Genomic DNA, 26,401 nt, shown 5'->3' with positions numbered 1-26,401 from the left:
CGGATGCTCGGCCCCCGCGACGGCGCCACCGGAGGCCCCCGCGGGGTGCGTGCCCGGCACCGAGCCCGCGCCCACCTCGGACGTCCCGTTCTCGCACGCGTCCAACGTCGAGATCACCGGGGGTGACGGCTACCGGGTGCTGACCGTCCACCAGCCCTACCCGGGCGGGCCCGCACAGTCGGTCGTGCTGCTCGGCTGCGCGCAGGGGGAGCCTGCGCTCCCGGCCGAGCTGGCCGACGCACCGGTCGTGCGTACCCCCGTCGACGGGTTCTTCATGCAGTCCACCACCCCGATCGCGATGGTCACCGAGCTCGGCGTGCTGGACCGGCTCACCGGGGTCGGGGCGGGCGACCTGATCAGCGACCCGGCGGTGCGTCAGCACGTCGAGTCCGGGGCGACGGTCGACTTCGCGACGAACGGCACCATCGACGGCGAACAGGTCGTCACCGCGGCGCCGCCGGTGCTGCTCAGCGGCGGGACCGACGACGCGGCGTTCCCCACGCTGCGCGCGGCCGGCATCCCGGTCGTCGGCTGGGCCGACTACCTCGAGACCGGACCGCTCGGCCAGGCCGAGTGGATCAAGGTGCTGGGGGCGCTGACCGGTCGCGACGCCGAGGCCGCCGCCGCGTTCGCCGGGATCGAGCAGCGCTACACCGCGTTCGCCGACCGGGTGCGTGGCGTCGAGCCCACCCCGATCGTCGCCGGCCAGCCGTATCAGGGAACCTGGAACGTCCCGAACGGGAACTCGACGGCCGGGATCCTGTTCCGCGACGCGGGCGCCACCTGGTCGGGACTCGAGTCCGCGGGAACCGGGCAGAGCGCACAGACCTTGGAGAGCGTGCTGGCGAAGGACGGTGACGCCCGTATCTGGATGGCCGACGGGCCGTGGGAGACCACCGCGGACATCGCCGCCACCGACCCGCGGCTGACCGCGCTCGCCGCCGCGGGCCCGGGCGGACAGGTCTGGACGAAGGACAAGTTCATGGGCCCGACCGGCGGCAACCAGGTCTACGAGCGCGGCGTCCTGCACCCGGACGAGATGCTCGCCGATCTCGTCGCGATCCTGCACCCGGAGCTGATGCCCGGCCACGAGTTCGTCTACCACCGCCAGGTGCCCGTCGGATGACGGGTGCGGACACCACGGTCGGGGAACGCGCGGACCGGCCTGCCGAACGCTCCGGTGGCCGGACGGCGGTCGCGGTCGGCGCGCTCGTGGTCGCCGTCGTGGTGCTGTTCGCGCTGGCCGTATCGACCGGTTCGGTGGTGATCCCGCTCGGCCGGACGCTGTCGGCGCTGCTCGGCGTCGGCGCCCCGGACGCCCGGCTCGACCTGCTGGTCACCGACCTGCGGATACCCCGCGCGGTGACGGCCGCGCTCGCCGGGGCCGCGCTCGGCACGGCGGGCCTGCTGACCCAGACCCTGTTCCGCAACCCGCTGGCCGAGCCGTACGTCCTCGGGGTCAGTGCGGGCGCCGGGCTCGGCGTGGCCCTCGTGACGACGATCGGCGTCGGTGGCGCCGCCGCGGGCGCGTTCGCGACCGGCGGTCTCGGCGCCGGACCGGCGCCCGGCGGGCGGCTGGGCATGGTCCTCGCCGCCGCGCTCGGCGCCGGGCTGGTGCTCGGCCTGGTGCTGCTGCTGTCCCGCTTCGCGCGCTCGGTGACCGCACTGCTGGTGATCGGCGTGATGCTCGGCTCGGTGATCAGCGCGGTGGTCAGCCTGCTGCTGGTGTGGACCAACCCGGAGACCGCGCAGCAGTTCCTGCTGTGGGGCCTGGCGAGTGTCAGCGGCGTGGCCCGCTCCGAGCTGCCGCTGATCGCGGTGATCGTCGGTGTCGGGCTGCTCTGCGTCGCGCTGCTGGCCAAGCCGCTGGACGGGCTGCTGCTCGGCGACGACTACGCCCGCACCGCAGGCGTCGACGTGGCCCGGGTGCGGGCCGCGGTGCTGGTCGTCGCCGCCGTGCTCGCCGGGACGGTGACGGCGTTCTGCGGGCCGATCGGCTTCCTCGGGATCGCGGTGCCGCACCTCGCCCGGGCCGCGGTCGGGACCTCCCGGCACCGGATCCTGATCCCGGCCACCGCACTGACCGGCGCGGCGATCGGACTGGCCTGCGCCGTCGTGGCGCATCCGCCCGGGGTGGGGACGGTGATCCCGCTGAACGTGGTGACCTCGCTGGTCGGGGCGCCGGTGGTGATCGCGGTCCTGCTGCGGTCGCGGCGACTGGGAGGACGCGCATGGTGAGCCGGGAGGCTGTGGCGACGCCCGGCACCGCGGTACCGGGCCGGGCCGGGCTGGCGCTGTCCGGGCTGGCAGTCGGCCACCAGGCCGAGGGGACGCTGCGGCGCGGGCGGGCCAGCACCGTGCTGACCGGGTTGGACGCGGTGGCCGGGCGCGGTGAGCTCACCGTGCTGCTCGGCCCGAACGGGGCGGGCAAGTCGACCCTGCTGCGGACCCTCGCCGGGCTGCAGCCCGCTCTCGCCGGCTCGACCGCGCTCGACGGGGACGACCTGCTCGGGCTGCGGCCCGCCGAGCGCGCGCGCCGGGTCGGGGTCGTCCTCACCGACCGCCCGGATCCCGGCCTGCTGACCGGGCGGGACGTCGTCGAGCTGGGGCGGCTGCCGCACACCGGCGCCGCCGGCATCCTCGGGCCCGATGACGAGGCCGCCGTCGACGCCGCGATCGACGCCGTGCGCGCCCGCCCGCTCGCCGGACGCCCGCTGGGGCGGCTCTCCGACGGGGAGCGGCAGCGGATGATGGTCGCCAGGGCGCTGGCCCAGCAGCCGTCGCTGCTGTTGCTCGACGAGCCCAGCGCCTTCCTCGACGTCTCCGCCCGGGTCGCGCTGCTCGGGCTGCTGCGCAGGCTCGCCCGCGAGCAGGACCTGTGCATCCTGCTGTCCACGCACGACCTGGAGCTGGCCCTGCGGCTGGCGGACCGGGCGTGGCTGCTCGACGGCTCCGGGGCGATGACGACCGGCACGCCCGCCGAGCTGGCCGCGTCCGGTGCGATCGGTGCGGCGTTCGACACCGACGAGCTGGAGTTCGAGCCCGGGTCGGGGACGTTCCGGCTGCGCGAGGAACGCCTCCGGCAGCCGTGATCGAACGCGCCCGCGAGGGGTGACGCGCCCGCGAGGGGTACGGCAGAGCACCCGACGCGTGATCGAACTGCTCTCCGGTGCCCTTCGTGCGGCGCCGGCGGGCTACCGGGGCTAGCTGGGCTACCGGGGCTACCGTGGGCGGAGGAGCTCGGAGGCGTCGGTGCGGAACTGCATCGACCGGTACGGCCAGTTCGTGGCGGTGTTCCACTGGCTGACGACCAGGTGCAGGTCGTCCAGGGTGGACCCGGGCACGACGTAGCCGCCGTAGAGCTGCGCGACCCGGCCGGTGCCGTGGTCCTCGTCGTCCCAGCCGCAGCCGTGCAGCAGCGTGGTGCGCGGGGCCCGGTGCAGGTCGGCGTTCGGCGCGTCGAGCAGCATCGCGTCGATCCGGTAGTTGCCGGCGTCGAAGAAGATCAGCAGGCGGTGCTCGCGCCCGTCCGGGCCGGGGACCTTGCGCAGGTTGAGCTCCCCGAACGCGCCCGGGATCGTCAGGGTCGGCGGGTTGCCCCAGTCCCAGCGCTCGCCGGCGAAGCCCCACGGCTCCCAGGCGGCAGGATCGGTGATCCGGTCCGCGGGGACCCGGTGCAGCAACAGGCCGTCGCGGCGCTGGAAACCGGTGGTGTAGGCGTAGACGTACCCGTCGTCGTCGAGGTACCAGGTCAGCTGCTGGAACAGGCCGTCGCAGTGCTCACCGGGCCAGCTGCAGCCGGTCCGCTCCCAGGTCACACCGCTGTCGCGGGAGGCGATGATCTCGCTCCACAGCACGTTGCCCAGGCCCTTGTTGCCCATCACGTGCAGGTACATCGTGTCGCCGATGGTGATCACGTCGGCGGGCAGCATCGTGGTGACCCGCTTGTGCAGGCGGAACCAGTTCGTCGTGGGCTTGTCGACCAGCCGGCAGGCGTAGTCGGCGGTGTCGCCGCCGGACCCGGTCCAGCGCAGGCCGGACCGGAAGCCGTCCGGGTCGGCGAACAACACGACGGGGGAGCGCCACCCGGGCCCACCGACACCGGCCCGGTCGAACGTGTCCCCGAAGACCGCGACCAGCCGTCCGTCCGGCGCGGTCGCGACGATCCCGAGGTCGGTTCCGCCCATCCCGAAGCGGTCGGTGTAGCCGGGACCGGTCAGGTCGGCGATCTTGGTCGTGACGGCCATGGGCGCGACCCTACGGCCGGTATCCGCCGATCGCGTCCCGGGTGACGGGCAGCGCGAACACCTCGGCGAACACGTCGACGCTGGCGTCCACCGAGTCGCGGATGCCCCGGTTGCGCCAGGTCTCGAACAGCCCCTTCTGCGCGGCGATCACCTCGCGGGTCGGTGCGGCGAGCTTCGCGGCCAGCCCGGCGACGGCCGCGTCCAGCTCCTGCGGCGTCTCGACGAGCCGGTTGACCAGCCGGTCCGCTCCGAGCTCCGGCAGCGTGTAGAGGTCACCGGTGAGGATCAGCTCGTGCGCCAGGGTCGGACCGAGCAGGTGCGGCAGCAGCGCGGCGTCCACCACCGACGGGATGCCCAGCTTCACCTCCGGCAGACCGACCCGGACGCCGGCGTGCGCGACCCGCGCGTCGCAGGCCAGCGCGAGCTCGAAGGCCGCACCGATGCAGGCGCCGTTCAGCCGGGCGATCGTCGGGACCGGTGCGGTCCGGACGATCCGCAGACACTCCGCCAGCCGGGAGATGATCGCCCGGCCGTCCCCGGGTGCGGCGTCGCGGAAGACGTCCAGGTGCATCCCGGCCCCGAACGCCCGCTCCCCGGCCCCGGTCAGGACGATCACCCGGGTCGCCTCGCCGGCGTCGCGGACGGCCGCGGCGAGTGCGTCGACGTCCTCGAGGCGCAGTGCGTTCGCCTGCTCCGGGCGGTTCAGCGTGATGGTGCGGACACCGCCGTCGTCGTGCACGAGGGGCAGGCCGGTCGGGTCGGGCAGCGGCATCAAGCGGACTCCTCAGGTCGGTCGATCGACTCCCGGGACTACCAGTCGTGGTGCGCCGTGGCGAGTCGCGACCCCGGTCCTCCCGCTTTCGCGACGGAACCAGTCCGGTTACTCTTCGCCGACCGTCGTTGGGACAGTAGGGGGCATCGTGGCTCGAACTCCGACCACCGGGGCTACGGAGCGTCACCAGTTGCCGGTGCGGACGCTCATCGCGGCGTCCATCGGTAACGCCGTCGAGTGGTACGACTGGACGATCTACGCGACGTTCTCGATCTACTTCGCGACCCAGATCTTCCCGCCGGACAATGCGGCCCTGGCCCTGATCTCGACGCTTGCGACCTACGCGCTCGCGTTCTTCTTCCGCCCGCTCGGCGGCTTCATCCTCGGCCGGTTCGCCGACCTGCACGGCCGTCGCACGGCGATGCTGATCACGATCCTGCTGATGGCGGGCGGATCGGTCGTGATCGGCCTGCTCCCGACCTTCGAGATGGTCGGCTGGCTCGCGCCGGTGCTGTTGCTGCTGGCCAGGATCGCGCAGGGGATGTCGCTGGGCGGCGAGGTGTCGAACGCGTCGGCGTACCTGGCCGAGATCGCCCCGCCGGAGCGGCGCGGCCGCTACTCGTCGTTCTTCTACATCTCGACCGGCACGGCCGTGCTGATCGCCTCGCTCCTGGGCTTCGTGCTGGCGGCGAACCTGACCGAGGCGCAGCTGGCCTCGTGGGGCTGGCGGGTCCCGTTCATCATCGGCGGCATCCTCGGCCTGATCGGTCTGTGGATGCGCCGGCAGATGTCGGAGACCGAGCAGTTCGAGGAGAACAAGGAAGCCGCGGCCAAGATCAAGAACCCGCTGATGCTGACGCTGCGTGAGCACCCGAAGGCCGTGGCGCAGCTCGTCGGCTTCACCCTGCTGTCCACGCTCTGCTACTACACCTTCTTCTCCGCGCTCACCCCGTACGCGACGACGTCCCGCGGTGCCGACGCGACCGAGGTCTTCCTGGCGCTGTCGGTCGCGACGCTGATCTTCGTGTTGCTGCAGTACCCGATGGGCGCGGCCGCGGACCGCTACGGCCGGAAACCACAGCTGCTGATCTGGTCGGCGTCGACCGCGATCCTGGTCGTGCCGCTGTCGTTCCTCATCGGACCCGGGTTCTGGAACATGTTCGTGGTGTTCACGGTGGGCCTGAGCCTCTACACGATGATGACGTCGATCGCGCCGGCGATCATGAGCGAGCTGCTCCCGACCTCGATCCGCGGCCTCGGCATCGGCGCCTGGTACAACCTGACCGTCGCCGTGTTCGGCGGGACCGCGCCGCTGGTCGTGACGTCGTTGCAGCAGGCGGGCCTGGCCATCCTGTTCTTCGTCTACGTCGCGGTCGGTGCCGCGATCGCCTTCTTCGCGATCCTGACGCTGCCCGAGACGAAGGGCTCCGTCCTGCGCTGACCCCCGCTGGGGGTTCTGGCTCCGCTCTGCGCGGGACCGTCAGGCGCGGGCGTGCCCGGCGGCGACACGGCGAAGGTACGCGTCGCGGTGTTCTCGCTGGTAGGGCAGGAAGTCGAAGTACTCGGCACGGGTGCGCACCTCGAACTCGACCCGCCCGGGCTCGTCGGCGCTGAAGATCGTCCGGCCCACGGTGAGGACCCGGCCCGCGAGGACCAGCGGCGCGCGCTCGAGATCGACGAGGTCCACCGATGGGACCTCCAGCGCGACGGCCAGGCGGTCGGCGAGGGCCGCCTCATCGAGCAGGCCGAGCGGGGATCGTGCGACGAACGCGATGTCGGCGTCGCCGTCGGGGCGGGCGTTACCGCCGGCCCGGGAACCGAACAGGTAGGCGAACCGGACGCCGGCGTCCTCGAACACCTGGTGCGCCGGTCGCTCGTCCATGCTCGGCAGGGTACCTGCGACAGCGGCCTGGTTCGGGTCGCCGCGCGGCGCCCGACCGCGCAGCGACCCGCCGTGGCCGGGTGGTGTGCGGCTCGTCAGCCGAAACTCATGCACGACACGGCGGCGTTCGCGGTCTCCTTGCGCTGGTTGGCGACGACCCGGCCCTCGGCATCGGTGATCGTGCACTCGAGGTAGGTATCGCCGCGCGACGACATCGTGAACGCGGAGAGCATGGGCCGGGCGTCGGCGCCCCACGCGGAGGTGTCGAAGGCGAGCGACCACGGGGCCGGGGTCTCGCCCGCGGTGATCCGATCGCCCTCGGCGTCGGTGTAGATCAGGTGGGCCGGATAGTTGCCGTCGATCGTGTACGTGTAGCCGGAAGCCCCCGAGCCGGCTGCCGGTAGGGCCGAGGGCAGGGCCGGCGGCGGGGCCGGTTGTGCGGTCGAGGGGGCGCCGCCGGCGACCGGGGTCTGGGCCGGCGGTTGCTCCGTTCCCATACGGCCCAGCGCGATCCCGGCGACGACGGCGAGCAGGAGCGCCACGACTCCCGCACCGGCCATCAGCGGGATTCGACCACGACGCTCCTTGATCGGAACAGCAGGAGCGCCCGTGCCGGTGGGCGCAGGGGGCGCCGCGGCCGGCCACGCCCGCGTCGGAGCCGGGCCGGAGATCGCGGCAGTCGGGCCGGGGACCGCGGCGACCGGGCCGGAGATCGCGGCGACCGCGGCCGCGGCGAACTCGCGGGCCGAGGTGTACCGCCGGGCAGGGTCCTTGGCCATGCCACGCGCGAGCACCTCGTCGAGCGCGGGCCCGACGTCCGGCCGCTCCCGCGACGGACGCGGCGGCTCGGCGACCAGGTGGGCCTTCATCACCGAGGCGGGACCCGTGCCGTCGAACGGGCGCCGACCCAGCAGGCACTCCGCGAGCACACACGCCAGCGAGTACACATCGGACCGTTGGTCGACGGGACCTGCGTCGAACCGCTCCGGCGCCATGTAGGCCCAGGTGCCGATCGTCATCCCGGTGGCGGTGAGCCCCGGCTCGCTGTTGTCGGGCCGGGAGGCGATCCCGAAGTCCACGAGGTAGACGAAGTCCGACGGTGTCAGCAGGATGTTCGACGGTTTGACGTCGCGGTGCAGCACCCCGTGCTCGTGGGCGTGGGCGAGCCCCTCGGCAACCTGCCCGACGATCGCGACGGCGCGGTTCACCGGGAGCGGCCCGTGCGTGAGGATCGCGTCGAGGCCGGTGCCGTGGATGAGCCGCATGTCGATGAAGAGTCGGCCGCCGATCTCCCCGAAGTCGTGGATCGGGACGATGTGCGGGCTCTGCAGGCCGGCCGTCGCGCCCGCCTCGCGCCGGAAGCGCTCCCGGAACCCGGGGTCCTGGGCGACGTCGGCGCGCAGGACCTTCAGGGCGACCGATCGCGACCTGCGGGTGTCGACGGCCCGGTGGACCTCGCCCATCCCGCCGCGGCCCAGGAGCCCGTCCAGCCGGTAGTCACCGAGCCACTCGTCGGTCGTCATCACGTCCTCGCGTTCCGGGCGCCCCTCGCCCACCCGATGATCGGCGGCCGCGGCTCGGCCGTTAACAGGAGACGGTGTGTCGCGGTGCCGCGCCGGGTGCCGCGAGGCGGCGGTGGAGATGCTGGTATCCGCTGGTCGACGCGCTATTGACACGGGGTCCCCGCGCGCTGCACCGTGTTGCGGTAGGTACATCGACGTTGCACATGAGGCAACACGCGCAGTCGGACTGATGGTGGCCGCCGGCTCGATCCGTGTGTAGGTGCCCCGCCCGGCGGGGCATCGGGTGCTGCGCGACGACGACGTACTCGAATGCACCGCGCGAGCACTCGGATCCGCACGCAGGAGACCGCCATGGCGCCCACCACCCCACACATCGTGATCATCGGAGCCGGGATCGTCGGCTGCGCACTCGCCGACGAACTGACCCGGCGCGGCCACACCCGCGTCACCGTCCTGGAGAAGGGCCCGCTGTTCCACACCGGCGGCTCGACCTCCCACGCCCCCGGCCTGGTCTTCCAGACCTCGTCCTCCCGGCCGATGACCAGGCTCGCGACCGCGACCGTCCGCAAGTACGCGAGCCTGTCCGAGGACGGCGTCCGGTGCCTGAACCAGGTCGGCGGGCTCGAGGTCGCGTCCACTCCGGAACGGCTCGCGGACCTGCACCGGCGGCACGGCTGGGCGTCCGCCGCCGGCATCCGGTCGCGCGTCCTCGAACCGGGGGAGTGCGCGCGGCTGCATCCGCTGCTGGCCGAGGAGCGGATCCTCGGCGGGCTGCACATCCCGGCCGACGGCACCGCGCTGCCGGTCGCGGCGGCGCGGGTGCAGGCGAAGGCGGCGACCGGGCGCGGCGCGGTGTTCCTGGCACACCGGGAGGTCACGGCGATCGAGCAGCGGGGCGGGTGCACCACCGGCGTCCGGTGCGGCGCCGAGTCGTTCCCGGCCGACCTGGTGATCTGTTGCGCCGGGATGTGGGGGCCTGCGGTCGGTGAGCTGGCCGGCGTCGGGATCCCGCTGGTCCCGATGGCGCACCAGTACGTGCGGACCAACCCGCTCGGCGCGCTGGAGGCGATCCACGCGCTGGAGTCGGCCTCCGGGGCGGCCGACCCGTCGCTGCCGATCCTGCGCCACCAGGACGCCGACCTGTACTTCCGGCCGCACGGCCACCGCCTGGGCATCGGTGCCTACGGCCACCGGGCCATGCCGATGGATTCGCGCGACCTCGACGTCCCCGACCCCGGCGCGAGCATGCCGTCCGAGCGCCGCTTCACCCCTGATGACTTCGACCCGTCGTGGGACGCCGCCGTGGCGCTGCTGCCGGTGCTCGGCGACGCCAAGATCGAGGAGGGCGTCAACGGCGTCTTCTCCTTCACCCCGGACGGCCTGCCGCTGCTCGGCGAGCACCCTGGGCTGCGCGGGTTCTGGACCGCCGAGGCCGTCTGGATCACGCACTCGGCCGGGGTCGCCGAAGCCGTCGCGGAGTGGATCACCACCGGACGTCCGGCGCTGGACGGTGAGCCGATCGACCTGTCCGGTGCCGACGTCGACCGCTTCGATCCCGCCGCACTCGACCCGGCCGTCGTGCTGGCCCGGTCCTGTCGCGCGTTCGACGAGGTCTACGACGTGATCCACCCGCTCGACCCGCCGAGCGTCGCGCGGCCGATCGGGACGACGCCGTTCCACTCCCGTCAGGTCGAGCTTCGTGCCGTGTTCACCGAGGCCGGAGCCCTCGAGCGGCCGCTGTGGTTCGAGGCGAACGCCTGGCTGCCCGAGGTCTGCGAGGTCCCCCGGCGCGAGGGCTGGGCGGCGCGGAACTGGTCGCCGGTCGCCGGGGCGGAGGCGCTGGTGACCCGCCGCGCGGCCGGGATGTTCGATCTCTCTCCGATGCGGCGGCTCGAGATCACCGGCCCGGGTGCGGTGGAGTTCCTGCAGCGCCTGGTCACCAACGACATCGACCGGCCGGCCGGCCGGGTCGTCTACACCCTGATGCTGGACGCGACGGGTGGTGTGCTGGCCGACCTCACCGTCACCCGGCTCGGGCCGCAGCGGTTCCTGGTCGCCGTCGCCGACCGGCTCGACGTGGCCGCGCTGCACCGGTACGCCCGCGACAGCGTCGAGATCACCGACGTCACCGGGGCCACCGCGTGCCTGGGGGTCTGGGGCCCGAAGGTCGGCGAGATCCTCACCGGACTGATCCCCGACGACGCCGGGCGCCTGGGCTTCTTCCGGGCCGCCGAGTTCGCCGTCGGCCCGGTGCCGGTGACCGGCCTGCGGGTGTCCTACGTCGGGGAGTACGGCTGGGAGCTCGTCTGCGCCGCCACCGACGCCGAACGGCTGTGGGACATCGTGCACGCCGCCGGCGCCCGGCACGGCCTGATCGCCGCCGGCCGGCTCGCGTTCGACGCGCTGCGGATCGAGAAGGGGTTCCGCGCCAAGGGGACCGACATCTCCCCGGAGCACGGACCGGACGCCACCGGGCTCGGGTTCGCCGTCGCCATGGACAAGGGCCCGTTCGTCGGCCGGGCCGCGGTGCACGCGGCCCGGGAGGCGGGCCCGCCCGCCGAGGTCCTCGCGACGCTCGTCCTCGACCACGCCGGCGCCGTCCTGTTCGGACAGGAACCGGTGTACGACCTCCCGCAGGCGCGCCGGTTCACCCGCGAGCCGGTACCGGTCGACGAGCTGGAACCGGGCCCGCCGGATGCGATCGGCCGCATCACCAGCGCCGCGACCGGTCACCCGTGCGGCGCCGCGATCGCCTACGCCTGGCTGCCCGCCGAACGGGCCGTCCCCGGCACCCGGGTCGCGGTCGAGCTGTTCGGCCGCCGCCTCACCGCGCGGGTCGTCGAGGGGCCGCTGTTCGACCCGACCGGGTCGCGCATGCGGACGGCGGGTGCGGGGGGATGACCGGATTCGACGTGATCGTCGTGGGTCTCGGCGGGATGGGCAGTGCCGCGGCGCACCACCTCACGGCGCGTGGTCTGCGGGTCCTCGGGCTCGACCGGTTCGGCCCCGCGCACGACCAGGGGTCCTCGCACGGCGGCTCCCGGATCACCCGGCAGGCCTACTTCGAGGACCCGGCCTACGTGCCGTTGCTGCGGCGCGCCACGCAGCTGTGGGACCGCACCGCGGCCGAGAGCGGCCACGAGGTGGTCCGCTGGGTCGGCGGCGTCTGGGCCGGTCGGCCCGGCGGGCCCACCGTTGCCGGCGCGCTCGCCAGCGCCCGCCGGTGGGGCCTGGAGCACGAACTGCTCGACGCGGCCGCGATCCAGGACCGGTTCCCGACGATGACCCCGGCCGGTGACGAGGTCGCCGTCGTCGAGGACCGGGCAGGCGTCGTGCACCCGGAACGGAGCGTCACCGCGCATCTGGAACTGGCCGCACGCGGCGGCGCCGAGCTTCGCCACGGCGTCACCGTGCTGGGCTGGAGCTCCACCGTGACCGGCGTCCGGGTCACCACCGACCGCGGCGAGTTCGAGGCCGACCGGCTCGTCGTCGCACCCGGAGCATGGGCCGGGCCGTTGCTCGGGCTGCCGGTGCGGGCCGAGCGCTACGTCCAGTTCTGGTTCGAGCCCGACGACCCGGCCGCGTTCGACGGCCACCCGGTGTGGATCTGGGAGGGCGTGGGTGCGCGGCAGGTCTACGGCTTCCCGCTCGACGCGGACGGGCTGGTGAAGCTGGCGTTCTTCCGGGGCGGCGACCCGTGCACGCCGGAGACGGTCGACCGCACCGTGCACGACACGGAGGTCACCGGGATCGCGGACTTCGCGTCCCGGCACCTGCCCGGTGCGGTGCACCGGTTCGTCCGCGCCAAGACCTGCCTCTACGAGTGCACCCCGGACCACGACTTCGTGCTGGGCCGGCACCCGGCGCAGGAGCGCGTGGTGCTCGCGTGCGGGTTCTCCGGGCACGGCTTCAAGTTCGTGCCGGTCGTCGGCGAGATCGTCGCCGACCTCGTGGCCGACGGTGCGACCCCGCACCCGATCGGCCTGTTCGATCCCACCCGTCCCGCGCTCCGGGCGGAGGCTCGCTCGGCGGGCCCGGCCGGGCGCTCGTACAGGGAGTACGCGTCATGACCACCACCGGCAGCGAGCCCGACGCCGACCGGGGCCCGAGCCTGCGCCCGACCCTTCCCGGCAGCTCCTACACCGACCGCGCGACGTTCGACGCCGAGGCCGAGCACATCCTGGAGGCCCGCTGGTTCTGCGCGGTGGCCTGCGCCGACGTCGCCGAACCCGGGATGTTCCGCACCGTCGACGTCGGACGCGAGTCGGTGATCGTCACCCGGAGCCGCGAGGGTGCGGTGACGGCCTTCCTCAACGTCTGCCGGCACCGCGGCGCGCGGCTCTGCGTGGAGACCGAGGGGCAGGTCAGGCGGACCTTCCGCTGCCCGTACCACGCCTGGTCCTACGACCTGGAGGGCCGGCTCGTCGGCGCACCGCACCTGCCGAGGATGCGCGACGTGCGCAAGGAGGACCTCGGGCTGGTCACGGTGGCGGTCCGCGAGTGGCTCGGCTACGTCTGGGTCTGCCTCGCCGACGAACCGCCGTCGTTCGACGAGACGGTGGTCGACGTCGTCGCCGGCCGGCTCGGCGACCCCGCCGCCGTCGACCGGTACGGGATCGAGAACCTGGTGCGCGGCAAGCGGATCAGCTACGAGGTGCGGGCGAACTGGAAGCTCGTCGTCGAGAACTTCATGGAGTGCTACCACTGCGCGACGATCCACCCCGAGCTCACCGGTGTGCTGCCGGAGTTCGCGCAGGGCTGGGCGGCGCAGTACTACGTCGGGCACGGCGCTCGGATGGGGGACCGGGTCGGCGGGTTCACCGTCGACGGCTCCGCCGGGCACGAACGGCTCCCCGGCATCGACGACGACCAGGACCGCCGGTACTTCGCCGTCACCGTGCTGCCGCAGGTGTTCCTCAACCTGGTGCCCGACCACGTGATCGTGCACCGGATGTTCCCGACCGGGCCGGACCGCACCGTCGTCGAGTGCGACTGGCTCTTCGAACCGGGGGTGATCGAGTCCGGTGTGGACGTATCGGGGTCGGTGGAGCTGTTCGACCGGGTCAACCGCCAGGACTTCGACGCCTGCGAGCGCTGCCAGCACGGGATGGCGTCGCGGGCCTACGCCGGCGGCGGCGTGCTGGTCCCGACCGAGCACCACATCGAACAGTTCCACACCTGGGTCCGCACGATGCTCGGTGAGATCGCCACCCTGCCCGGGGTCGCCGACGTGTCCTACGAGGACTGGAACGGGGGTGCGGCGTGAGCACCATTCTGGACGCCGTCGGGCGTACGCCGCTGATCCGGGTGGACGGCGTCTGGGTGAAGTGCGAGCACCTCAACCCGTCCGGTTCGGTGAAGGCCAGGATGGCCCGGTACGTGATCACCCGTGCTGCCGAGCAGGGGCGGCTGCGGGCCGGCGACACGATCGTCGAGGCCACCTCCGGCAACACCGGCAACGCGATGGCGATGGTCGCGGCCGTGCTCGGCTACCGGATGGTGGTCGTGACCGCAGCCGGGCTGTCCACGGAGCGGACCGCGATCTCCCGGGCGTTCGGGGCCGAGGTCGTCGAGGTGGGGGACTTCCACGTGACCGACGCGCTCGGGCTCGCCCGGTCGCTCGGCGAGCAGGACGGCTGGTTCCATCCCGGCCAGTTCGACGGCGAGTGGAACGTCGAGGCGAACGCGTCCGGTTTGGGCCCGGAGATCCTGGCCGGTCTGCCCGCGGTGCCCGACGCGCTGGTCTGCGGGATCGGCACCGGCGGCACCCTGGTCGGGGTCGGGCGCTCCTTCCGGGCGGTCGCGCCGGGGTGCGTGCTGCTGGGGGTGGAACCGTCCGGATCCCGGACCCTGTGCTGCGGTGAGATCGGCAGGCACCGGATCGAGGGGATCTCCGACGGCTTCGTTCCCGGCATCGTGGCCCGGCACCGGCACGAGATCTCCGACGTCGTGGCCGTGGACGACGGCGAGGCGCTCGCCGAGTCGGCCCGCCTCGCCCGGACGTTCGGGCTGTTCGTCGGCCCGAGCACCGGCGCCCACCTCGTCGCCGCGCGCCGGTGGCTCGCCGCGCACCCGGGCGCCACGGTCGTGACGGTCGCCGGCGACGAGGGCGAGAAGTACCTGTCCGAGCAGCTCGCCCACCCGTCGGCGGCCTGAGCGCTCGGCGCCGGACGGTACGGTGGCATCGAAACGAACCCGTTTCGATGACAGGAGTTCCGGATGACCACCACCGCCCCGGCCGATACCCTCCGGTACCTGGAGCACGGCGCCACGATCGGCGAGGCGCTGGCGTTCTTCGACGGGCTGCCCGCGGTCACCGTCGAGGAGCTGCTCGGCCGGTGGACCGGCGGCGAGATCCCGACCGGCAACCCGATGGACGGGCTGCTCGGCCGGTTCGGCTGGCACGGCAAGCGCTTCGACTCGCCCGAGGACGTCCATCCACTGGTCATGGACCGGGCAGGCGGCGGGACGTTCAGCCTGAACCCGGGCCTGCTCCCGCTACCGGCGCTGCTGCGGTACCCGGCCGCGCTGCGCAACCCGGCGCTGGCCAGGGCCGCGCGGGTGCTCGGCCCGGCCCTCGGCACCCGCGCCCCGAAGGCCCGGCTGCGGCTCACCCGCTACCGCGACGTCGACAGCGCCACCATGTGTTACGACGACCTGCCGATCCTCGACGCCTTCCGCAGGGTCGACGGCGACACGCTGCTCGGCGCGATGGACATGCGTGGCCTGGAGCAGCCGTTCATGTTCTTCCTGCGCCGGGAGTGAGCAGCCGCTTTCCGGCCGAGCGGCGGCGCGAGGTGCTCGACGCGACCCGCCGGATCGTCGCCGAGCGCGGGTTCGAGGAGACGACCGTCGAGGCGATCGCCGCCGCCACCCGCACCAGCAAGGCGACCCTGTACCGGCAGTGGGGCGACAAGGCGTCGCTCGTGGTCGAGGCGGTGTCCGTGCAGAGCGGAATCGCGTTCGGCCGGATCGACACCGGGTCGCTGGCCGGCGACCTCGGCGCGGTCGCGGACATGCTGGCCGAGCGGGCCACGGAGAACGTGCCGATCGTGCTGGGGATCGCCCGGGCGGGCCAGGACGACCCGGCGCTGCTCGCGGCGCTGTCCGCCCGGCTGCTGCCGGAGGTCGAGGCGCTGCGGGCGATCGTGGCCCGTGCGGTGCGGCGGCGGGAGCTGCCCGCGGAACCCCCGGCCACCCGGTACCTGCAGCATCTGCTCACCGGAGCCGTGCTGGCGCCGTCGCTGCTGGGCGGGCCCGATCCCATTGTCGACACCGCGTACCTGCGGGACTACGTGGCCGTCGTCGTGCTCCCGGCGCTCGGTGCGGCACGGTCCTTTCCGGACAGTGGAAGGGCGCGGGACTTCGGACCTGATCTGTAGCAGGATCCGGCGGGACCATCGACGCCGGCGCCGGGGGAGGAACGGTGGCGCAGGATCGACACCGGCCGCTCCGGAACGGGGCGGCCCGCACCCGCGCGCGGTTGCTCGAGGCGGCCGCCGAGGTGTTCGCCGAACAGGGGTACGCCGGTGCTTCCGTCGACGAGATCGCGGGCGCCGCCGGGGTGTCGGTCGGGTCGATCTACAGCCGGTTCGGCAGCAAGCAGGAACTGTTCGAGGCGTTGATGTCCGAGCACCTCGCCCGGGACGTGGCGCGGGTCCGCGACGGCATGGCGGTCGGCCTGGCCGAAGGCGTCTCGACACCCGACGACATCCTGCACGAGGCGGCCGGATCGAGACGCCGGACCCTGCTCGACGCCGAGACCTGGGTCTCGGCCATGCGGACCCCCGCCCTGCGGCGCGCGCTCGTCGAGTACGAGGCCGCGGCCCGGCACGAGACCAGCCGGACGTTCGCCGAGCAACGCGGGCACATCGGCGTGGACATCGGGATGTCCGACGAGGAGTTCGCCACCGTGGTGATGGCCCTCTACCAGGGGCTGCTGCGGCAGGTCCGGCTCGACCCGGACGTGGTCGCGCCGGATCTCCTCTCCCGGGTCCTCATGGCGCTGGTGCGCGGGCTCGCGGCCGACACCGGGGACGCGGCCCCCCGCGACCGGTGACGCGGGCGGTTCACCGCCGCAGACCACCCACCCGGCGGTCGCCACCGGGACCCCGTTCGCGACGATGGTGCGGTGACAGGCACGGTTCTCCCCGACACCCAGCAGCATCGCTCGATCAACCAGCGGATCGCCGACGAGCTCGGCGCCCGGCCGAACCAGGTCGGGGCCGCGGTGGCCCTGCTGGACGAGGGCTCGACGGTCCCCTTCGTGGCCCGCTACCGGAAGGAGGCCACGGGAGGTCTCGACGACGTCGCGCTGCGCACCCTCGAGGAGCGGCTGCGCTACCTGCGTGAGCTGGAGGATCGCCGCGCGACGGTGCTCGACTCCATCCGCCAGCAGGGCAAGCTCGACGAGGCCCTCGAGGGCCGGATCTGGGCCGCGGAGTCGAAGGCCCGGCTCGAGGACATCTACCTGCCCTTCAAGCCCAAGCGCCGGACCAAGGCGATGATCGCGCGTGAGCAGGGCCTCGAGCCCCTCGCGGACGCGCTGCTCGGCGACCCGGCCCTCGACCCGCACACCGAGGCGGCGGGCTACGTGAACGACCAGGTCGCCGACGCCGGCGCCGCGCTGGAGGGCGCCCGGTCGATCCTGGTCGAGCGGATCGGGGAGAACGCCGACCTGGTCGGCGGCCTGCGCGAGCGCATGTGGGCCGGCGGCCGGCTCGTGACGAAGGTGCGCGAGGGCAAGGAGGACGACCCGGCCGCGGCGAAGTTCTCCGACTACTTCGAGTTCTCCGAGAAGTTCACCACGCTGCCGTCGCACCGGATCCTCGCCGCCTTCCGCGGCGAGGCCGAGGAGGCCCTCGACATCACCCTCGACGCCGGTGACGCCGACGAGGAGCCGAACCCGTACGAGCGCCTGATCGCCGCCGAGTACGGCATCGCGGACCGGGGCCGTCCGGCGGATGCGTGGCTGCTCGGCGTCGTCCGCTGGGCCTGGCGCACCCGGCTGCTCACCGCGCTGGGCATCGACATCCGGGTCCGGCTGCGCACCGCCGCCGAGGAGGGCGCGATCGGCGTGTTCGCGGTGAACCTGCGCGACCTGCTGCTCGCCGCCCCGGCCGGCACGCGGGCCACCATCGGCCTCGACCCGGGCCTGCGGACCGGCGTCAAGGTCGCCGTCGTCGACGCGACCGGCAAGGTCGTCGACACCGCGGTGATCTACCCGCACGAGCCGCGCAAGGACAAGGCGGGCGCGCTCAAGACCCTCGCCGCGCTGTGCACGAAGCACGCGGTCGAGCTGGTCGCGATCGGCAACGGCACCGCGTCCCGGGAGACCGACGCCCTGGCCGGCGAGCTGATCAAGCAGAACCCCGGCCTGAAGCTGACCAAGGTCATGGTCTCCGAGGCGGGTGCGTCGGTGTACTCGGCGTCGGCGTACGCGTCGGCCGAGCTGCCCGACATGGACGTGTCGCTGCGCGGCGCCGTCTCGATCGCCCGCCGGCTGCAGGACCCGCTCGCCGAGCTCGTCAAGATCGACCCGAAGTCCATCGGCGTCGGCCAGTACCAGCACGACCTGCCCGAGTCGGCGCTGTCGCGGTCGCTGGACTCGGTCGTCGAGGACTGTGTGAACGCCGTCGGCGTCGACCTGAACTCGGCGTCGGCGCCGCTGCTGCGCCGGGTGTCCGGGATCTCGGAGACCCTCGCGACCGGGATCGTCGCGCACCGGGACTCGAACGGCCCGTTCCGCAGCCGCGGCGCGCTCACCGACGTGGCCCGGCTCGGCCCGAAGGCGTTCGAGCAGTGCGCGGGCTTCCTGCGCATCCGCGGTGGAGACGAACCGCTGGACGTGACCGGCGTCCACCCGGAGTCCTACCCGGTCGTCCGGAAGATGGTGGAGCGCACCAAGATCGACGTCTCCGAGCTGATGGGTAACGCCGCGCGGCTGCACCAGATCAAGCCCAAGGAGTACGTCGACGACACCGTCGGCCTCCCGACCGTCACCGACATCCTCACCGAGCTGGAGAAGCCGGGCCGCGACCCGCGCCCCGCCTTCCGCACCGCGACCTTCGCCGAGGGCGTGCACAAGATCTCCGACCTGCGGGTCGGCATGCTGCTCGAGGGCGTCGTGACGAACGTGGCCGCGTTCGGCGCGTTCGTCGACGTCGGCGTGCACCAGGACGGTCTGGTCCACGTCTCGGCGATGAGCAAGGACTTCGTGTCCGACCCGCGCGACGTCGCCAAGTCCGGCGACGTGGTGAAGGTGAAGGTCCTGGAGGTCGACGAGGCCCGCAAGCGGATCTCGCTGACGCTGCGCCTCGACGACGAGCCGGGCGCGGACAAGCAGCGCGGTGGCGGGCGCGGCCAGGGCGGCGGCGAGCGCGGGGGCCGCGCAGGCGGCGAGCACGGCGGCCGGGGCGGCGGCGAGAGCGGCGGCCGGGGCGGCCCGCGTGGTGGCGGGCGCCCGCAGAACGACCGCGGTGGCAAGAGCGGCGGCACGGGCGGCGGCAAGCCCGGTGGCAAGGGCGACTCCGGCGGCAAGGGCGACGGTCGTGGTGGTCGCGGCGCCGGGAACGACCGCGGCCGCCCCGCCCCGGCGAACGACGCCATGGCCGACGCGCTGCGCCGCGCCGGCTTCGGCAAGGGCTGAGACCCCTGGAGCCCGATCAGGCCGGGAGATCGGGCTCCAGCAGCCGCTCGGCGAGCCGGCGCAGGTCGCCGTCGGACACACCGGCGTCACGCAGGCCCCCCGGCACGCCGTCGTCGTGCGCGTCCAGAGCGTCCAGCACGCCCGCCGGCGTCGCGGTGCCGACCCGCGGCCGCGGCGTGTGCTCGGGCTCCTGAGACCCTCTGCGCCGCAGCCGGATCCACGGGGGCGCCGGGTCGTGCGCGGGGCGCCCGTACTCCTCGAGGATCGTCGCGCGCGGCACACCCAGTGCAGCGAGCAGCACCGCCGGGACGAGGCCGGTGTGGTCGTGGCCGGCTCCGCCGTGCACCAGTATCGGAGCGGGTGCGTCGGCGACGATCCGCACGATCCGGACCAGTTCGTCGCCCGCACCCGCGCCGAGCAGGGAGGCGCCCAGCGGGACCGGACGGACGTCGGCGACGCCGGCGAGCGGGTGGTCCCCGGCGGCACCGGCGTCGGGGCGCAGGTCGATCACCGTCGCGGGTGGCCAGGCGGAGCCCTCGGGCAGGCCGGGACGGTGCGCGGGACGGACGACACCGGGTCGCGGGGCGCCCGACCGGTAGAGCACCCCGGTACGTATCCGGTACCCGTCATCGGTGCGGGTACCGCCGAGGTCGCGCAGGTCGGCCGGTCGTCCGGCCGCGCCGCGGGTGAGGAAGGCGGTCACCCGTCCAGGGTCGGGGATCACCCGTTCGGCACGCCGATGCGCGTGACCAGGGGCATCGGTGGCCTCGATCACCCTGCCCCCGCCGTACGCGTCCGGTTCGGACGTGGAAGAATGAACGTTCGACGGCCGCCGGCGAGGATGCGCGGCCGCGAGCCCCGGAGGTCTGGGTTCACGGCACCACGACGAGTTGCCGCGCGCGGGCCTGGCGGGCTGGGAGCGGGCGAGAGTCGCCCGACGACGAGGCGCACCCCCTGCGCGACCTGAGGACCGAGTGAACACCCTGCTGGAACAGCACCCCGACCTGCCCACCGACGAGAACACGGTGGAGACCACCGACGAGAACACGGTGGACACGCCCCCCGAGAAGCCCGCCGGCCCCACCTTCGCAGACCTGGGCCTGGCCCCGAAGCTGCTGGCCACGCTGGCCCGGCTCGGCTACGAGACCCCGAGCCCGATCCAGGCCGCCGCGGTCGGCCCGCTCATCGCCGGGCGCGACCTGCTCGGGCAGGCCGCCACCGGCACCGGCAAGACCGCCGCGTTCGCCCTGCCGATGCTGCAGCGCCTCGCCGACGGCCGCACCACCCGCGAGCGCGGCCCCAAGCCGTTCGGCCTGGTGCTCGCCCCGACCCGTGAGCTCGCCATGCAGGTCGGCGAGGCGATCACGAAGTACGGCTCGGAGGTCGGCGCGAGCGTCGCCACCGTCTACGGCGGCGCCCCGATCGGCCCGCAGCTGGGCCAGCTGCGCCGCGGCGTCGACGTCGTCGTCGCCACCCCCGGCCGGGCGATCGACCTGATCAACCGTGGCGCGCTGTCGCTGGCCGCGATCGAGGTCGCCGTCCTGGACGAGGCCGACGAGATGCTCGACATGGGCTTCGTCGAGGACATCGAGACCATCCTCGGCTCGACGCCCGAGGGCCGGCAGACGGTGCTGTTCTCGGCGACCATGCCGGGCCGCATCCAGAGCCTGGCGCGCACGCACCTGACCGACCCGGCCGACATCCGCATCAAGCGGGAGGCGACGCCGGAGGGTGAGGCCCCGAAGGTCCGCCAGACCGCGTACCACGTGCCGCGCAGCCACGTCACGGTCGCGCTGGGCCGGGTGCTCGAGATGGAGCAGCCGACCGCGGCGATCGTGTTCTGCCGCACCCGCGCCGACGTCGACGCCGTCACCGAGACCCTCACCGCGCGCAACCTGCGCGCCGAGGCGCTGCACGGCGGCATGGACCAGGAGCACCGGACCCGCGTCGTCGAGCGCCTGCGCGCCGGTCGCACCGACCTGCTGGTCGCCACCGACGTCGCCGCCCGCGGCCTGGACATCGAGTCGCTGACCCACGTCGTCAACCACGACGTACCGTCGTCGCCCGAGTCCTACGTGCACCGGATCGGCCGGGTCGGCCGCGCCGGGCGCGAGGGCGTCGCGATCACCCTGGTCACCCCGGGTTCGGTGCGCCACCTGCGCAACATCGAGCGGCTGATCGGTCAGTCCGTCCCGAGTGCACCCGTGCCGACGCCGGACGACCTGCGTTCGGTGCGGCTGGCCCGCACCGCGCTGGCGCTGCGCGACCAGATCGGGGCCGACTCCGACGTCGCGGACTCCGCGTCCGGTGACGGGGTCGACGAGCTCGTGCTCGAGCTCGCCCGTGACCACGACCTGGCCTCCGTCGCCGCCGCGTCGATCCGGATGGCCCGGGCCGGCACCTCCGTGCCGGACGACGAGGTCGAGATCCCGCAGGTCCGCGCGCGCAGCGGCGGGGAGCGCGGCATGGGCGGTGACCGCGGCCCGCGCCGGGACCGCGACGGCCGTCCCGGTCCCGGTGGTGCGCGTGGCCAGGGTGCCCGCCCCCCGAAGGCCGGCACCACCCGGCTGTTCGTCTCCGCGGGCCGTTCCTCGGGCATCCGCCCGCAGGACATCGTGGGTGCGCTGGCCAACGAGTCGCGGCTGTCCGGCCGCGACATCGGTGCCATCCAGATCCACGAGCGGCACGCGCTGGTCGAGGTTCCCGAGCACGCCGCCGAGGACGTGCTGCGTTCGTTGCGCGGCGCGACCACGCTGAAGGGCCGCAAGGCGAACGTCCGGCGCGACCGGGACAACGCCGACGCCTGAGTCCACACCCGACGGGGCATCCCGCGCGACGCTGCGGCGCGCGGGGTGCCCCGTCGGTGTATCCGGGGGGATCTCAGTGCGGAACGGGCCGCGGCTCGGATGTTCCGAGGAGGCCGCGGTGCAGCCCGGTGGCCGCAGGGCCGGGTGACACCCCGAGCTCGTCCCGGAGCCGGCACCGCAGATGCTCGAACACGGTCAGCGCGGCGGCCCGGTCGCCGCGGGCGGCCAGCGCGCGCATCAGCAGCAGATAACCGCGCTCACCCAGCGGGTCGGCCTCGACCAGCCGGCGTGCGGACCGCTCCGCGCTCGCCAGCTCCGCGCCGCCCAGCCGGAGGCAGGCCTCGGCGTAGCAGGCGGTCGCACGGGTGTGGGCCAGGTGCGCCTCGGCGCGGCGCCCGGCCGTCCACTCCGTGTCGACCCCGGGCAGGAACTCCCGCTGGAGCACGAACAGCGCGCTGAGCGCCTGGGTCCAGGCCCGGCGCCAGTCGCCGCGGCCTGCCGCGGACTCGGCCTCGTGCAGGGCGGAGACGGCACGTTCGGAGTCGATCAGCCCGCCGGGCGGGAGGACCAGCCGGAGGCTGCTGCGGCCCCGGATCTCGGCCGGGGCGAGCGTCGTGCGCGTCTTGGACAGCATCGAGTCGAAGACGCGGCCGGCACCGGGGCCGGGACACCCGGGCTGCCACAGCACCTCGAGCAGCGTGGTGCGGTCGGTCGCCGAGCGCTGGTGCGCCGCCAGGTAGGCGACGAGCAGCCGTGCCCGGCGCCCCGGCAGGCGCCGGTCGACCGCCGCACCGTCGACCTCCACCGTGAACTGGCCATGCAGCTGGATGCGCACCCACCCACGGTGGCAAGGTCTCGGCAACGTTGCGACACCGATCCCGCAACGGGCACCGCGGACACTGTGCATCTCATCAATTCGAACCATCGCCGCGCTCGACGCCGAGCCACGAGGAGCCGTCATGCAACGTCAGGTGAGCTGTGAGTGCGGGTACCACGCACGGGAGGACGACGAGGAGACGCTGGTCCGCACGGTGCAGCGCCACGTCACCGATACCCACCCCGAGCTGGCCGACCAGGTCACGCCCGACGTCATCCGGGGCTGGATCGAACTCGTGCCGTAGGTGCGTGCTGGGTAAGGTGGCGGGCCATGGACCGCCGGGAGCCGGACTTTGCGAGCTCGGGCCGGATACGGCTCGTCACCCTGAACGTCCTGTCGTCCCGGTACGCCGACGGGCGGTCCCGGCTGGCGGCCGTCCGTGAGGAGCTGCGGCACCTGGCCCCGGACGTCGTCGCGCTGCAGGAGGTCCGGCTCGACGGGGACGTGAACGACGCGGCCGAGCTGCTCGGCCCCGCCTACCACCTCGCCCCGCACCCCGCCGTCGCCGAGGACGGCCCCGCCGCGGTGCTCGCGAGCCGGTGGCCGTTCACCCGGCTGCACCGGCTCGATCTCGACGTGACACCGCGTGCCCGGACGTTCACCTGGGGCGGTGCGGTCGTCGGCGAGCTGGAGGTCCCGGGGCTCGGGGCGCTGCTGGTGGTCCACCACAAGCCCTGCTGGCAGCTCGGCTTCGAGCGGGAGCGTGAGCTGCAGGCCGTCGCGACGGCGGAGCTCGTGGAGCGCCTGGTGCAGGACCGGCAGGCACACGCCGTGCTGCTCGGGGACCTCGACGCGACGCCCGACGCCGCCAGCATCCGGTTCCTCACCGGCCGTCAGTCGCTCGAGGGGGTGAGCGTCTGCTATCACGACGCCTGGGAGAGCGCCCATCCCGACGAGCCCGGCGCCACCTTCGATCCCGCGAACCCGCTCGTCGCGGCCGGCGACATGCCGCTGGTCCGGCCGCGCCGGATCGACCACGTCCTGGTCCGTGGCACGATCCACGGCCCGACACTGCGCGTCGACGCCTGCGAACGCGCCTTCACCGGCGGTGCCTCGACGCCGCCCAGTGATCATCTGGGGATCGTGGCCGACCTCGCGCTGCCCGACCGGCCACCGGGCACGTTCGCCGACGGCTTCGTGCAGTAGGCCCCGAGCCGGCGACACGCCGTCAGGCCGGATCGTCCAGCTCGTGCCAGCGGTGGGCGGCGTCGCGGTCCAGCCGGGTCAGGCGGGCGAACCAGCCCGGCTGCCGGCCGGTGGAATGGCCGGGCTCGGGGCGGGCACCGCCGCCGTTCAGCGTGAGCGGGCCGGGCAGCAGCCGCTCGACCGCCGCCGCGGTGCGCATCGTGAGCCCGGGAGCGAGTGCGTGCACCCGTACGCCGAGCTTGGCCGCCGGCGTGAGGATCATTTCGGCCCGCCCGCGCAGGGTGGCCGTGACCAGGCGTCGCGCGGCGCGTTCGGCGTCCATCGACAGCACGGGCGTGCTCGCGGCGAGGGTGAACCAGCGCCGCTCGGCGGCCGGGTCGTCACCGGCGAACAGCGCGTTGCGCGTCGATCCGGTCCGCATCAGGCCGGGCACGGCGACGGTCACCCCGATGCCGAGCCGGGCGGCCTCCACCCGCAGCCCTTCGGCATACCCGACGGCGGCGTGCTTGGCCGCGCTGTAGGGCAGCAGGTGCGGGGCGGGCAGCTTCCCGCCGATCGAGGTCACCGCCAGCAGCCGCCCGTGGTGCCGGCGCAGCAGCGGCAGGGCGGCGTGCACGGTGTGCACCACGCCCCAGAACATGACGTCCATGGCGTGCTCGTGGTCCGCGATCCGCATCTCGGCGGCCGGCCCGACCTGGATCACTCCCGCGTTGGTGGCCAGCACGTCGAGCCTGCCGAAGCGGCGCTCGGTCTCGGCGACCAGCCGCGCCGCATCCGCCGGCTCGCTGACGTCGGCCTCGAGAGCCAGGACCTGAGTCCCGTGCCGGGCCAGGTCGGCGCGGGCCGGGTCGAGGCCGTCGCGGGCACAGACGACCAGGTCGTAGCCGCGGTCGGCGAACTCGCGGGCGAGCAGGAAACCCAACCCGCGGCTGGCTCCGGTGACCATGGCGACCGGACGGGCGTTCGGCGGGCCGTTTCGAGTGGCGCTCTGGTAATCGGTCATGACCCCGAGTGCCCGCCGGCGCGCCGGTGATGCCGGTGTGTTCGCGCGTGTGGCGTAGGTTCTCCGGACGCGGCGTCGGCCCGACGCCGGGGGAGGGGGACGGTTGCGGCTCCCGTCCCGGCTCCGGCCGCCCGACCTCCTGCGGACGACGCACCGGTCGCCGGTGCGCTGCGTGGCGGTCCCCGGGCTGGGACTGTCGGTCCGCGGCTGGGAACCGACACTCGCGCGGCTGGACCCAGGGCGCGACCCGCGGCAGGCCGCGGCGGCGATCGCCCTGCCGGCGTACGGCGTCCCGGCACCCCGGGGGAGCGCCCTGGATCCGCGGGCCTCGGCCGAGCAGCTGATCGCCCGGCTGGACGAGCTCCGGATCGGCAGGGCGGTCCTGCTCGGGCACTCGGCGAGCTGCCAGGTCGTCGCCGAGGTGGCCCGCAGCGCCCCCGGCCGGGTGGCGGCGCTGGTGCTGGTGGGGCCGACCGGTGATCCCGCGGCCCGGCCGTGGAGCGCGCTGGTCCGGCGGTGGACCCGCACGGTGCGCCGGGAGCCGCTCTGGCAGGTCCCGTACCTGCTGCGGGACTACACCTACAGCGGAATGATCAGTTTCGCCCGGGCGATGGACGCGGCCCGTCGCCACCGGCTCGACGACACGGTCGCGGCGCTGGGCTGCCCGATCCTGCTGGTCCGCGGGGCCCGCGACCACATCTGCCCGCCGGCCTGGCTCGACCGGCTGGCCGACCGCTCCGGGCACGCCGTGATCGCCACCGTGCCCGAGGCCGCCCACATGGTGCCGCTGACGCACCCGCGAGGGCTCGCGGCGGCTCTGTACCCGTTCGTCACCGCCGCGGGCCCGTAGGTACGAGCCGCTACCGGACCTCGACCCGGTCGTGCATCGACAGGTTCCCGAAGAAGACGGTCGCGTCCTTGCTCTTGAGCCGCACGCAGCCGGCCGACGCCGCGTCCCGGTCGCCCTCGTGGAAGGCGATCCCGCCCGGTGCGAAGAACACCGACCACGGCATCGGGGCACCGTCGTACTCGGCCGAGTAGTGGTCCTTCTCCTTCGCGTAGACCTCGAAGTCACCGGTCGGGGTCTCGGTGCCCTGCCCGCCGTGACTCACCTCGACCGGCCCGAGGGTGACCCGGCCGTCCTCCATCAGCCAGGCCTGGTGGTTCTCCAGGTCCACGCACGCCCGCGCGGCGGCCGAGCACGGCGTCCCGTCCGTCCCGTCCGCCTCGTCGGACGACGTCGCCAGCGCCGTCCCCGCGGTCCCCAGCCCGATCAGGAGCACGGCCGAGGCGCCGGCCAGGGCGCGCCGCCTGCGGGTACGACGCGTGGTGCGGGGGATCGAACGGTTCGTGTGCGCCATGGCTGCGAGGCGGTCCTCTCACGGGTGAACGGCAGGCGGGTCGAAGTGATCAACGGTTACGCGCCGCGACGGTTACGGCCGATCGGGGGATCAGTTTCGGCGGGCAACCGGCCCCGGTGGTCGTTCTGCGAGAGG

24 protein-coding genes are annotated in these 26,401 nt (G+C 74.0%); 16 read left to right on the top strand and 8 right to left on the bottom strand.

What is annotated here, in order from left to right; translation table 11 throughout:
- Window positions 1-49: 49 nt before the first annotated feature.
- From JOF36_RS22380 to JOF36_RS22370, 3 genes are read left to right on the top strand one after another with little or no spacing between them, the layout of a single operon-like run.
- Window positions 50-1,126: an ABC transporter substrate-binding protein gene (locus JOF36_RS22380; protein WP_210030499.1), complete on the top strand. Its 1,077-nt coding sequence runs from the start codon at window positions 50-52 to the stop codon at window positions 1,124-1,126.
- Window positions 1,123-2,238, top strand: coding sequence for an iron chelate uptake ABC transporter family permease subunit (locus tag JOF36_RS22375; RefSeq protein WP_210030497.1), 1,116 nt, complete (start codon window positions 1,123-1,125; stop codon window positions 2,236-2,238). The genes JOF36_RS22380 and JOF36_RS22375 overlap by 4 nt, the downstream gene beginning before the upstream one ends.
- Window positions 2,232-3,092: an ABC transporter ATP-binding protein gene (locus tag JOF36_RS22370; protein ID WP_210030495.1), complete on the top strand. Its 861-nt coding sequence runs from the start codon at window positions 2,232-2,234 to the stop codon at window positions 3,090-3,092. Before JOF36_RS22375 ends, JOF36_RS22370 begins: the two co-directional genes overlap by 7 nt.
- A gap of 129 nt (window positions 3,093-3,221) precedes the next feature.
- Here JOF36_RS22370 and JOF36_RS22365 read toward each other — a convergent pair whose 3' ends face one another.
- Window positions 3,222-4,247, bottom strand: a complete 1,026-nt coding sequence (locus JOF36_RS22365; protein ID WP_210030494.1) for a glycoside hydrolase family 183 protein — start codon at window positions 4,245-4,247, stop codon at window positions 3,222-3,224.
- 10 nt (window positions 4,248-4,257) lie between these two features.
- The gene (locus tag JOF36_RS22360; protein ID WP_210030493.1) at window positions 4,258-5,019 is read right to left on the bottom strand and encodes an enoyl-CoA hydratase/isomerase family protein; all 762 of its coding nucleotides are present in this window, start codon (window positions 5,017-5,019) and stop codon (window positions 4,258-4,260) included.
- Between the two features lie 196 nt (window positions 5,020-5,215).
- Here JOF36_RS22360 and JOF36_RS22355 point away from each other — a divergent pair, with 196 nt between their 5' ends.
- Complete coding sequence (locus JOF36_RS22355) at window positions 5,216-6,460, top strand: MFS transporter (protein ID WP_210030491.1); 1,245 nt, start codon at window positions 5,216-5,218, stop codon at window positions 6,458-6,460.
- Between the two features lie 39 nt (window positions 6,461-6,499).
- On the opposite strand, the gene mntA is transcribed toward JOF36_RS22355, so the two are convergent.
- Window positions 6,500-6,901: a type VII toxin-antitoxin system MntA family adenylyltransferase antitoxin gene (gene mntA, locus JOF36_RS22350; RefSeq protein WP_210030489.1), complete on the bottom strand. Its 402-nt coding sequence runs from the start codon at window positions 6,899-6,901 to the stop codon at window positions 6,500-6,502.
- A gap of 95 nt (window positions 6,902-6,996) precedes the next feature.
- Window positions 6,997-8,424: a serine/threonine-protein kinase gene (locus JOF36_RS22345; RefSeq protein ID WP_210030487.1), complete on the bottom strand. Its 1,428-nt coding sequence runs from the start codon at window positions 8,422-8,424 to the stop codon at window positions 6,997-6,999.
- Window positions 8,425-8,775: 351 nt separating this feature from the next.
- Between JOF36_RS22345 and JOF36_RS22340 the strand changes: the two genes are divergently transcribed.
- From JOF36_RS22340 to JOF36_RS22305, 8 genes are all read left to right on the top strand, one after another.
- Complete coding sequence (locus tag JOF36_RS22340) at window positions 8,776-11,325, top strand: GcvT family protein (RefSeq protein WP_210030485.1); 2,550 nt, start codon at window positions 8,776-8,778, stop codon at window positions 11,323-11,325.
- A complete protein-coding gene (gene solA / locus JOF36_RS22335) occupies window positions 11,322-12,494 on the top strand; it encodes an N-methyl-L-tryptophan oxidase (RefSeq protein WP_210030483.1) in 1,173 nt (390 codons plus the stop codon). The genes JOF36_RS22340 and solA overlap by 4 nt, the downstream gene beginning before the upstream one ends.
- A complete protein-coding gene (locus tag JOF36_RS22330; protein WP_210030480.1) occupies window positions 12,491-13,690 on the top strand; it encodes an aromatic ring-hydroxylating oxygenase subunit alpha in 1,200 nt (399 codons plus the stop codon). Before solA ends, JOF36_RS22330 begins: the two co-directional genes overlap by 4 nt.
- Window positions 13,687-14,580 (top strand): PLP-dependent cysteine synthase family protein, encoded by an 894-nt coding sequence (locus JOF36_RS22325; RefSeq protein ID WP_210030478.1) that lies wholly within the window; start codon window positions 13,687-13,689, stop codon window positions 14,578-14,580. Before JOF36_RS22330 ends, JOF36_RS22325 begins: the two co-directional genes overlap by 4 nt.
- Window positions 14,581-14,643: 63 nt before the next feature.
- The gene (locus tag JOF36_RS22320) at window positions 14,644-15,189 is read left to right on the top strand and encodes a DUF4334 domain-containing protein (protein WP_210030476.1); all 546 of its coding nucleotides are present in this window, start codon (window positions 14,644-14,646) and stop codon (window positions 15,187-15,189) included.
- Window positions 15,186-15,806 carry a TetR/AcrR family transcriptional regulator gene (locus tag JOF36_RS40310; RefSeq protein WP_210030474.1) on the top strand — a complete coding sequence of 207 codons (621 nt, stop codon included), beginning with the start codon at window positions 15,186-15,188 and terminating at the stop codon, window positions 15,804-15,806. The genes JOF36_RS22320 and JOF36_RS40310 overlap by 4 nt, the downstream gene beginning before the upstream one ends.
- A gap of 44 nt (window positions 15,807-15,850) precedes the next feature.
- Window positions 15,851-16,483 carry a TetR/AcrR family transcriptional regulator gene (locus JOF36_RS22310; protein ID WP_210030471.1) on the top strand — a complete coding sequence of 211 codons (633 nt, stop codon included), beginning with the start codon at window positions 15,851-15,853 and terminating at the stop codon, window positions 16,481-16,483.
- A 72-nt stretch (window positions 16,484-16,555) separates the two neighbouring features.
- On the top strand, window positions 16,556-19,072 hold the full coding sequence (locus JOF36_RS22305) for a Tex family protein (RefSeq protein ID WP_210030470.1): 2,517 nt from the start codon (window positions 16,556-16,558) through the stop codon (window positions 19,070-19,072).
- 16 nt (window positions 19,073-19,088) lie between these two features.
- Here the strand turns inward: JOF36_RS22305 and JOF36_RS22300 are convergent, their stop codons facing one another.
- Window positions 19,089-19,775 (bottom strand): tyrosine-protein phosphatase, encoded by a 687-nt coding sequence (locus tag JOF36_RS22300; protein ID WP_210030468.1) that lies wholly within the window; start codon window positions 19,773-19,775, stop codon window positions 19,089-19,091.
- 271 nt (window positions 19,776-20,046) lie between these two features.
- On the opposite strand from JOF36_RS22300, the gene JOF36_RS22295 reads away from it, so the two are divergent.
- Window positions 20,047-21,879 (top strand): DEAD/DEAH box helicase, encoded by a 1,833-nt coding sequence (locus JOF36_RS22295; protein WP_307862528.1) that lies wholly within the window; start codon window positions 20,047-20,049, stop codon window positions 21,877-21,879.
- 73 nt (window positions 21,880-21,952) lie between these two features.
- Here JOF36_RS22295 and JOF36_RS22290 read toward each other — a convergent pair whose 3' ends face one another.
- Window positions 21,953-22,714, bottom strand: coding sequence for an AfsR/SARP family transcriptional regulator (locus tag JOF36_RS22290; RefSeq protein ID WP_210030466.1), 762 nt, complete (start codon window positions 22,712-22,714; stop codon window positions 21,953-21,955).
- 124 nt (window positions 22,715-22,838) lie between these two features.
- Here JOF36_RS22290 and JOF36_RS22285 point away from each other — a divergent pair, with 124 nt between their 5' ends.
- Both JOF36_RS22285 and JOF36_RS22280 read left to right on the top strand, forming a co-directional pair.
- On the top strand, window positions 22,839-23,000 hold the full coding sequence (locus JOF36_RS22285; protein ID WP_210030465.1) for a DUF1059 domain-containing protein: 162 nt from the start codon (window positions 22,839-22,841) through the stop codon (window positions 22,998-23,000).
- 26 nt (window positions 23,001-23,026) lie between these two features.
- Entirely contained in the window at window positions 23,027-23,902 is an 876-nt protein-coding gene (locus JOF36_RS22280) for an endonuclease/exonuclease/phosphatase family protein (protein ID WP_210030464.1), read from the top strand.
- A 22-nt stretch (window positions 23,903-23,924) separates the two neighbouring features.
- Here JOF36_RS22280 and JOF36_RS22275 read toward each other — a convergent pair whose 3' ends face one another.
- Complete coding sequence (locus JOF36_RS22275) at window positions 23,925-24,905, bottom strand: SDR family NAD(P)-dependent oxidoreductase (RefSeq protein WP_210030462.1); 981 nt, start codon at window positions 24,903-24,905, stop codon at window positions 23,925-23,927.
- A 172-nt stretch (window positions 24,906-25,077) separates the two neighbouring features.
- Here JOF36_RS22275 and JOF36_RS22270 point away from each other — a divergent pair, with 172 nt between their 5' ends.
- Window positions 25,078-25,755 carry an alpha/beta fold hydrolase gene (locus tag JOF36_RS22270; protein WP_210030461.1) on the top strand — a complete coding sequence of 226 codons (678 nt, stop codon included), beginning with the start codon at window positions 25,078-25,080 and terminating at the stop codon, window positions 25,753-25,755.
- A 10-nt stretch (window positions 25,756-25,765) separates the two neighbouring features.
- On the opposite strand, the gene JOF36_RS22265 is transcribed toward JOF36_RS22270, so the two are convergent.
- Window positions 25,766-26,266, bottom strand: a complete 501-nt coding sequence (locus tag JOF36_RS22265; RefSeq protein ID WP_210030460.1) for a L,D-transpeptidase — start codon at window positions 26,264-26,266, stop codon at window positions 25,766-25,768.
- Window positions 26,267-26,401: the final 135 nt, after the last annotated feature.

Source organism: Pseudonocardia parietis, assembly GCF_017876315.1.
In the GTDB taxonomy this organism is placed as follows: domain Bacteria; phylum Actinomycetota; class Actinomycetes; order Mycobacteriales; family Pseudonocardiaceae; genus Pseudonocardia; species Pseudonocardia parietis.
This window is presented reverse-complemented; position numbering and strand designations above follow the sequence as displayed.

Coding starts and splice junctions, on each gene's coding strand:
- JOF36_RS22375 (WP_210030497.1), top strand. CDS start 1,123: ATGACGGGTGCGGACACCACGGTCGGGGAACGCGCGGACCGGCCTGCC.
- JOF36_RS22370 (WP_210030495.1), top strand. CDS start 2,232: ATGGTGAGCCGGGAGGCTGTGGCGACGCCCGGCACCGCGGTACCGGGC.
- JOF36_RS22365 (WP_210030494.1), bottom strand. CDS start 4,247: ATGGCCGTCACGACCAAGATCGCCGACCTGACCGGTCCCGGCTACACC.
- JOF36_RS22360 (WP_210030493.1), bottom strand. CDS start 5,019: ATGCCGCTGCCCGACCCGACCGGCCTGCCCCTCGTGCACGACGACGGC.
- mntA (WP_210030489.1), bottom strand. CDS start 6,901: ATGGACGAGCGACCGGCGCACCAGGTGTTCGAGGACGCCGGCGTCCGG.
- JOF36_RS22345 (WP_210030487.1), bottom strand. CDS start 8,424: ATGACGACCGACGAGTGGCTCGGTGACTACCGGCTGGACGGGCTCCTG.
- JOF36_RS22340 (WP_210030485.1), top strand. CDS start 8,776: ATGGCGCCCACCACCCCACACATCGTGATCATCGGAGCCGGGATCGTC.
- solA (WP_210030483.1), top strand. CDS start 11,322: ATGACCGGATTCGACGTGATCGTCGTGGGTCTCGGCGGGATGGGCAGT.
- JOF36_RS22330 (WP_210030480.1), top strand. CDS start 12,491: ATGACCACCACCGGCAGCGAGCCCGACGCCGACCGGGGCCCGAGCCTG.
- JOF36_RS22320 (WP_210030476.1), top strand. CDS start 14,644: ATGACCACCACCGCCCCGGCCGATACCCTCCGGTACCTGGAGCACGGC.
- JOF36_RS22285 (WP_210030465.1), top strand. CDS start 22,839: ATGCAACGTCAGGTGAGCTGTGAGTGCGGGTACCACGCACGGGAGGAC.
- JOF36_RS22280 (WP_210030464.1), top strand. CDS start 23,027: ATGGACCGCCGGGAGCCGGACTTTGCGAGCTCGGGCCGGATACGGCTC.
- JOF36_RS22275 (WP_210030462.1), bottom strand. CDS start 24,905: ATGACCGATTACCAGAGCGCCACTCGAAACGGCCCGCCGAACGCCCGT.
- JOF36_RS22265 (WP_210030460.1), bottom strand. CDS start 26,266: ATGGCGCACACGAACCGTTCGATCCCCCGCACCACGCGTCGTACCCGC.